The 7,150-nt window shown below is 45.5% G+C and carries 6 protein-coding genes and 1 pseudogene; 2 read left to right on the top strand and 5 right to left on the bottom strand.

Going from position 1 to position 7,150, the window contains the following annotated elements; genetic code table 11:
- The 5 genes and pseudogenes from QZ327_RS04610 to crcB all read right to left on the bottom strand — a co-directional run.
- Positions 1-230, bottom strand: a pseudogene (locus tag QZ327_RS04610) (DDE transposase); the annotation flags it as partial.
- A gap of 28 nt (positions 231-258) precedes the next feature.
- Positions 259-642: a transposase gene (locus QZ327_RS04605; RefSeq protein ID WP_294617522.1), complete on the bottom strand. Its 384-nt coding sequence runs from the start codon at positions 640-642 to the stop codon at positions 259-261.
- Positions 639-1,970: a phosphopyruvate hydratase gene (gene eno, locus QZ327_RS04600; RefSeq protein WP_294617520.1), complete on the bottom strand. Its 1,332-nt coding sequence runs from the start codon at positions 1,968-1,970 to the stop codon at positions 639-641. Before eno ends, QZ327_RS04605 begins: the two co-directional genes overlap by 4 nt.
- A gap of 67 nt (positions 1,971-2,037) precedes the next feature.
- A complete protein-coding gene (locus QZ327_RS04595) occupies positions 2,038-2,706 on the bottom strand; it encodes a pentapeptide repeat-containing protein (RefSeq protein ID WP_294617519.1) in 669 nt (222 codons plus the stop codon).
- Between the two features lie 10 nt (positions 2,707-2,716).
- Positions 2,717-3,094, bottom strand: a complete 378-nt coding sequence (gene crcB, locus QZ327_RS04590) for a fluoride efflux transporter CrcB (protein ID WP_294617518.1) — start codon at positions 3,092-3,094, stop codon at positions 2,717-2,719.
- Between the two features lie 205 nt (positions 3,095-3,299).
- Here crcB and QZ327_RS04585 point away from each other — a divergent pair, with 205 nt between their 5' ends.
- Together QZ327_RS04585 and QZ327_RS04580 are read left to right on the top strand one after the other, a co-directional pair.
- Positions 3,300-5,462, top strand: a complete 2,163-nt coding sequence (locus tag QZ327_RS04585; protein ID WP_294617517.1) for a glycoside hydrolase family 97 protein — start codon at positions 3,300-3,302, stop codon at positions 5,460-5,462.
- 165 nt (positions 5,463-5,627) lie between these two features.
- A complete protein-coding gene (locus QZ327_RS04580; RefSeq protein ID WP_294617516.1) occupies positions 5,628-7,037 on the top strand; it encodes an amidophosphoribosyltransferase in 1,410 nt (469 codons plus the stop codon).
- Positions 7,038-7,150: the final 113 nt, after the last annotated feature.

The raw sequence follows: 7,150 nt of genomic DNA, 5'->3' as shown, positions 1-7,150 counted from the left end.
GCTTTAGTTCCCTTTACAATAGCTACAATGGCACCCTTGCGGCCATGCTTATCCCGATTGGTAAGGATTGTATATAGTTCGCCTTTGCTTAAAGCCGTTTCATCAATACATAAATGACAACCTATATTTTTAGGATAAAGAATAAAGTCTTCAGCATGTTCCTTCTGATTCCAATTATTGAAATCACTTAAATGTTCTTTGTATTGAGTCTGGAGTTGCCTGCCATCCATACAGTAATGTTCCGCTACACTTTGGCAACTAACCGCATGATTGTCCAAGTAACGCTTTTAAAAAAGCTCCGAACTCAGCTGTTATGCGAGTGCCGGAGGCTACTAAGTTCCAATCACGACTATAAGTTTGTCCGGTTTCCGGGTCTTCCCAACGACGGCGCTTGACGCGTAGATAGACAGCCTTGCCACGAATGGGAAAGTCTTGCACTTCTATTTCCGGGAAGAAACCTTTGGAATGTAGGTGTAAATGGGAATACTCTTGAGGAATGGAAGGTTTTTCCTCAAGAAAAAGAATGAAGCAAGTCTCTTGAGAGACATGGTTAACCAGGTCAAAATAGTCAAGAAGACCTGAAGGAAGGAACAAACTCAACATATCCAGTGGAGTCGCGGAGTTGGGAAGTTTATGTTTCATACACCAAAGATAGGGGTTTTAACTAATTCCCCCAAGTTTTCAAACTGAACCTTTATTTTTCTATATCCGTACACAGCGTTATCTCCCAATTCTTCTTCAATGCGTAACAGTTGGTTGTACTTGGCCATACGGTCGGAACGGCTTAAAGATCCGGTCTTGATTTGACCGCTATTGGTGGCTACGGCAATGTCGGCAATCGTAGAATCTTCCGTCTCACCGGAGCGGTGGGAAGTTACGGTCGTATATCCATGGCGGTGTGCCATTGCGATGGCATTCAGCGTTTCTGTCAGAGAGCCGATTTGGTTTACTTTGATTAATATGGAGTTGGCACACCCCTTTCCGATACCCATGGCAAGGAAATCTACATTGGTGACAAACAGGTCGTCGCCTACCAGTTGGCATCGGTTGCCGATACGGTCGGTCAGTTTCTTCCAGCCTTCCCAGTCATTTTCGCTCATTCCGTCTTCGATGGAGTCGATGGGGTATTTATTAATTAGTTCTTCTAAGTAATCAACCTGTTCATCGGTCGTGCGTTTTTTTCCTTTCTCGCCTTCGAATTTACTGTAATCGTAAATTCCATCACGATAGAATTCGGACGAAGCGCAATCCATGGCAATCATTACATCCTTGCCCGGTGCATAGCCGGCTGCCTTGATGGCAGCTATGATTGAGTCTAAGGCATCTTCCGTTCCTGCCAAGGCGGGGGCAAAGCCACCTTCATCGCCAACGGCGGTGCTAAGCCCGCGGTTGTGCAAGACCTTCCTCAAGGCGTGGAATACTTCGGCACCCATGCGCAAGCCTTCGCGGAAGGAAGATGCTCCTACCGGACGTATCATAAATTCCTGAAAAGCAATGGGTGCGTCACTGTGGGAACCGCCATTGATGATGTTCATCATTGGAACCGGCATTACGTATGTATTTGTTCCACCGATATAACGGTAAAGGGGGATATCAAGATAGGCCGCCGCCGCTTTGGCTACGGCAAGCGAAACTCCCAGGATGGCATTGGCGCCTAAATTGGATTTGCTCTTTGTGCCGTCCAGCGCCAGCATGGTATGGTCGATGTTCATTTGCTCAAGAACCGACATCCCGATCAGTTGGGGGGCGATAATGGTATTGATATTATGAACAGCCTTCAGTACGCCTTTTCCTCCATAACGTTTTTTGTCGCCGTCGCGCAGTTCCAAGGCTTCATGTTCGCCGGTAGATGCGCCGGATGGTACGGAGGCACGTCCGATGATTCCGGATTCTAATATTACATCAACTTCTACAGTAGGGTTTCCTCTTGAATCAAGAATTTCACGTCCGATAATCTTTTCTATTTTCATTTTATTCTATATTAAATGTATATTCTATGTGTTAAGAACAAATGAAAATGGAAAATAGTTCAGGCTCTTAATCTTTTATTACAAGTCCCAGTAGTGTTGTCAGATTCATGGCTTGGTGGGTATTGACAATGGCTCCCCGTATGTCCGGAAGATTGACATGAATTCCTTCAATGTGGGAGTCGCTCAAGTCAATCCCTCTTAAGGGGGTATGTGAAAATTCTGTTTCAATCAGTTCGCAATTGGTAAAGGCTATGGAAGTCAGTTTGCAATCGTTGAGGTCGCTGTTGCGTAAATCGCAGATGGAGAATTCCGCCTGATTGATTTTGCTCATGGAAAGGTTGAGGTATCTTGCGTTGCAATCTTGCATCCTGCAATGATTAAGGATTGTTTCGGGCAGATTTGTCCCGACCAACTTGCAGGAAATAAATTCGACTCGGAAAAGGGAACTTTCAGCAAATGATATGTTGGATAAATCGCAATGCTCAAAACGGACATCCGTAAAATGGGTTGCCTTCAATCTGCAATTGTTGAACTGTACATGGCTGAATGTACAATTGGTAATGCTTTTATAGGAGCAATCTATTGCTTCCTCCACCTGCTTGTTGAAGCATAGTCCCCTCACGGTTTCTTCTGTCTTGAACCATTCTTTGAGTGATTTGGTACTTTCGGATTGTCCTTCAAGAGTGGGAGGGATAACCCGCACAGGCGGCATGCTGAAAGGCTTGCTGTGTCTCATGGTTATTGCTTTAAAAAGTCCTTCCTAAAATATTTCCTCCCAATGCCGCGAATATTCCTAACAAGATACTTAATAAGGTATATACGGTGAATAGTCCGTAAAATCCTTGTTTTATCAGAATTAATCCGTCGTTGGAGAATGTAGAGAAAGTGGTGAAGCCGCCACACAAGCCGGTAGTCAGCAACAACCGTATTTCTGTAGATAAGTTGAAACGGGCGGACAGGGCATAAAATAACCCTATCAGGAAACTCCCGATGATATTTACGGCAAACGTGGTCCACGGAAAGGAGTGTGGGACTATTCGTTCGTGGAGTGCCGTTTGCACGCAATAACGCAGCACGCTACCGGTGCCGCCGCCGAGAAAGATGGCTGCCAGTATTTTGGTCATAATGGGTGACGTCTGATGTTTGATCGGCAAAGATAGTGTTTTCCTCTCATTCGTATTTTCGAGTAGCCGCTTTTTTCTTTAGCGAACAGGCTTATAATCACTTATGCAAACGTTTGCTTTTATTTCATATCTGTTTTTATTTGATAACTTTAAATCAGGTGGCTTTACTGCTTATATTTGCATCGGATAAATTATAAACCATAGTATGAGAAACATGAAAGCAACGTGTACTAAACTGATTTGCTTCCTACTCATCCTTTTTGTGGGTAGCGCAGCAAAGGCCGGGAGCATAACCTCGCCCAACGGTCAATTCCAATTAAACTTTTCCGTCAACCCTCAGGGTGAACCTGTCTATGAACTTTTCTATAAAGGAAAAGTGGTCATCAAGCCTTCAAAGCTGGGGTTGGAACTGAAGAATGACCCGGGACTGATGAATGGATTTACTTTGACTGATACGCGGACTTCTACATTCGATGAAACATGGGAGCCGGTATGGGGTGAGGTGAAACAGATTCGTAACCACTATAATGAAATGGTCGTAACGCTCAATCAGAAAATGCAAGACCGCAATATCCTTATCCGCTTCCGTCTGTTCGATGACGGTCTCGGTTTCCGTTACGAGTTTCCTTTGCAGAAGAATTTGAATTACTTTGTTATTAAAGAAGAGCGTACACAATTTGCCATGGCAGGTGACCATAAGGCATTCTGGATTCCGGGAGACTACGACACTCAGGAGTATGATTTTACAGAGTCCAAGCTGTCCGAGATACGTGGGCTGATGGATGAGGCTATTACCGGTAATGCGTCACAGACGCAATTTTCCCCGACAGGCGTGCAGACTTCCCTTCAAATGAAAACAGCTGATGGTCTGTATATCAATCTGCACGAAGCCGCCTTGGTAGATTACTCTTGTATGCACTTGAATTTGGATGATAAGAATCTGGTTTTTGAGTCTTGGCTGACCCCCGATGCCGTAGGAGACAAAGGTTATATGCAAGCTCCTTGCAAATCTCCGTGGCGCACTGTGATTGTCAGTGACGATGCGCGTGATATCCTTGCTTCCAAACTGACTTTGAATTTGAATGAACCTTGTGTCTACGAGGATGTATCCTGGATTAAGCCGGTGAAATATGTAGGTGTATGGTGGGAAATGATTGCCGGTAAAAGCACTTGGGCATATACGGACGAGCTTCCTTCCGTTAAACTGGGCGAAACCGACTATTCAAAGACAAAGCCTAACGGACGTCATGGCGCTACCAATGAGAATGTGAAGCGATACATAGACTTCGCAGCCGCTAATGGTTTCGACCAGGTTTTGGTAGAAGGCTGGAACGAAGGTTGGGAAGACTGGTTCGGACAGTCTAAGGATTATGTTTTCGACTTTGTAACCCCGTATCCCGATTTTGATGTAAAGATGTTGAACACATACGCTAAAAGCAAGGGTATTAAGTTGATGATGCACCATGAAACCTCCTCTTCCGTCCGCAACTACGAACGTCACATGGACAAGGCGTATCAGTTTATGGTAGACAACGGCTATAATGCGGTGAAGAGCGGTTATGTGGGTGATATTATCCCGCGTGGCGAACATCACTACGGACAGTGGATGAACAACCACTATCTCTATGCTGTAAAGAAAGCTGCCGATTATAAAATCTGTGTCAACGGTCACGAAGCCGTACGTCCCACCGGCTTGTGCCGTACCTATCCGAATCTGATCGGTAACGAATCTGCCCGCGGCACCGAATACGAAGCATTTGGCGGCAGTAAGCCGTTCCATACTACATTGCTTCCTTTTAACCGTCTTATCGGCGGGCCGATGGATTATACTCCGGGCATTTTCGATACGAAACTGGATTTCATGGGCGATTTGCCTCACGGGCAAGTACAGACTACGCTTGCCAAGCAATTGGCTCTCTACGTAACCCTTTACAGCCCGTTGCAGATGGCTGCCGATTTGGTGGAGAATTATGAGAAGCACATGGATGCGTTCCAGTTTATCAAGGATGTAGCTGTAGATTGGGATGATAGCAAATATATTGAAGCCGAACCGGGAGATTATATTACCGTGGCACGGAAAGCCAAAGGTACCGACAACTGGTTTGTAGGCGGTATTACAGATGAAAATGCCCGTGTTGCCAATTTTATGCTCGATTTCCTGACGCCGGGCAAGCAGTACGTAGCTACTTTGTATGCCGATGGCAAGGATGCCGACTACAAAGAGAACCCTACTTCTTATCAGATAAAGAAAGGCATTGTAACAAGCAAAACAAAGATGTCTGTCAATGAGGCGCGTAGCGGTGGTTTTGCACTGAGCCTGATTGAAGCTACTCCGGCTGATAGGAAAACTGTGAAGAGGTGGAAATAATAAAGGTAAAAAGAGTTTCTTATGGGTATTAGTCGACTCCCCGCCGGAATTTGCTTCGACGGGGAGTCTTTTTATTGTTTTTTTAGAGGTGGAAAATGTCGCTCACAGGAAACTTCTTTGTACCTTTGCGCCCGTTAATAAAATAACTAATAACACAAGAAACTTATGGGAGGTTTTTTCGGAACAGTCGCCAAAGCAAGTTGCGTGGCGGATTTGTTTTACGGTACGGATTATAATTCGCATTTAGGGACAAAACGTGGTGGTTTAGCCACATACGATCAGGAAGAAGCGATGTTTAAGCGTTCTATCCATAATTTGGAAAGTGCTTATTTCCGTACGAAGTTTGAAGATGAATTGGATAAATTCAAAGGAAATTCCGGTATCGGAATCATCAGTGACACAGACCCTCAACCTCTTATTTTAAATTCCCACCTCGGCCGTTTTGCCATTGTCACAGTTGCCAAGATTGTAAATCTGAAGGAATTGGAAGCCGAACTTCTGGAACAGAACATGCACTTTGCCGAATTAAGCTCCGGCAAAACCAATCAAACGGAACTTATCGCTTTGCTTCTGATACAAGGTAAGAACTTTGTAGAGGGTATTGAGAATGTATACAAGCATATTAAAGGTTCGTGCTCTATGTTGTTGCTCACGGAAGACGGCATTATTGCCGCTCGCGACCGTTGGGGACGTACTCCCGTTGTCATTGGTAAGAAGGATGGGGCATACGCCGCAACTAGCGAGTCGAGCAGTTTCCCGAACCTCGGTTACGAGATTGACCGTTATTTGGGACCGGGCGAAATCGTCCGCTTGCGTGCCGACGGAGTAGAGCAGATGCGCAAACCCAACGAGGAGATGCAGATATGTTCTTTCCTGTGGGTTTATTATGGTTTTCCCACTTCATGCTACGAGGGAAAGAATGTGGAAGAAGTTCGTTTTTCTTCCGGACTGAAGATGGGGCAGACCGATACCTCGGATGTGGACTGCACCTGCGGTATCCCTGACTCCGGAGTAGGAATGGCATTGGGATATGCCGAAGGGAAAGGAGTGCCTTATCATCGTGCCATTTCGAAATACACGCCGACCTGGCCGCGCAGCTTTACTCCCAGCAGGCAGGAAATGCGGTCGCTGGTGGCGAAGATGAAACTTATTCCCAACCGGGCGATGCTCGAAGGCAAACGTTTGCTGTTCTGTGACGACTCTATTGTGCGCGGAACCCAGTTGCGTGATAATGTAAAGGTGCTCTATGAGTATGGTGCTAAGGAAGTACACATCCGCATTGCCTGCCCGCCGCTGATATATAGCTGCCCGTTTGTCGGTTTCACGGCATCCAAAGGCGATTTGGAACTGATTACCCGCCGTGTCATCAAGGAGCTGGAAGGCGATGAAAACAAGAACCTCGAGAAATATGCCACTACAGGCTCGCCGGAATATGAGAAAATGGTGGAAGTCATCCGTGAGCGTTTCGGACTTACCTCATTAAAGTTCAATACGCTGGAGACATTGGTTGAGGCTATCGGGTTGCCTAAATGTAAACTTTGTACCCACTGTTTTGACGGTAGCAGTCACTTTTGATTGATAAATTGATTGATAACAAATAAAAAGGGTCGTGGATTGCTTGGCAGTTCACGACCCTTTTTTTAACTTTACGGCAATATAAACAGTGATTAGTGCTTCATGATTGGCAG

Source organism: uncultured Bacteroides sp. (genome assembly GCF_910578895.1).
Taxonomy (GTDB): domain Bacteria; phylum Bacteroidota; class Bacteroidia; order Bacteroidales; family Bacteroidaceae; genus Bacteroides.
Note: the sequence above shows the minus strand (reverse complement) of the source record. Positions and strands in the feature narration are given on the sequence as shown.

What these genes read in the sequence shown, in the direction of transcription:
- QZ327_RS04595 (WP_294617519.1), bottom strand. Translation starts at nt 2,706, where the DNA reads ATGAGACACAGCAAGCCTTTCAGCATGCCGCCTGTGCGGGTTATCCCT.
- QZ327_RS04585 (WP_294617517.1), top strand. Translation starts at nt 3,300, where the DNA reads ATGAGAAACATGAAAGCAACGTGTACTAAACTGATTTGCTTCCTACTC.
- crcB (WP_294617518.1), bottom strand. Translation starts at nt 3,094, where the DNA reads ATGACCAAAATACTGGCAGCCATCTTTCTCGGCGGCGGCACCGGTAGC.
- eno (WP_294617520.1), bottom strand. Translation starts at nt 1,970, where the DNA reads ATGAAAATAGAAAAGATTATCGGACGTGAAATTCTTGATTCAAGAGGA.
- QZ327_RS04605 (WP_294617522.1), bottom strand. Translation starts at nt 642, where the DNA reads ATGAAACATAAACTTCCCAACTCCGCGACTCCACTGGATATGTTGAGT.
- QZ327_RS04580 (WP_294617516.1), top strand. Translation starts at nt 5,628, where the DNA reads ATGGGAGGTTTTTTCGGAACAGTCGCCAAAGCAAGTTGCGTGGCGGAT.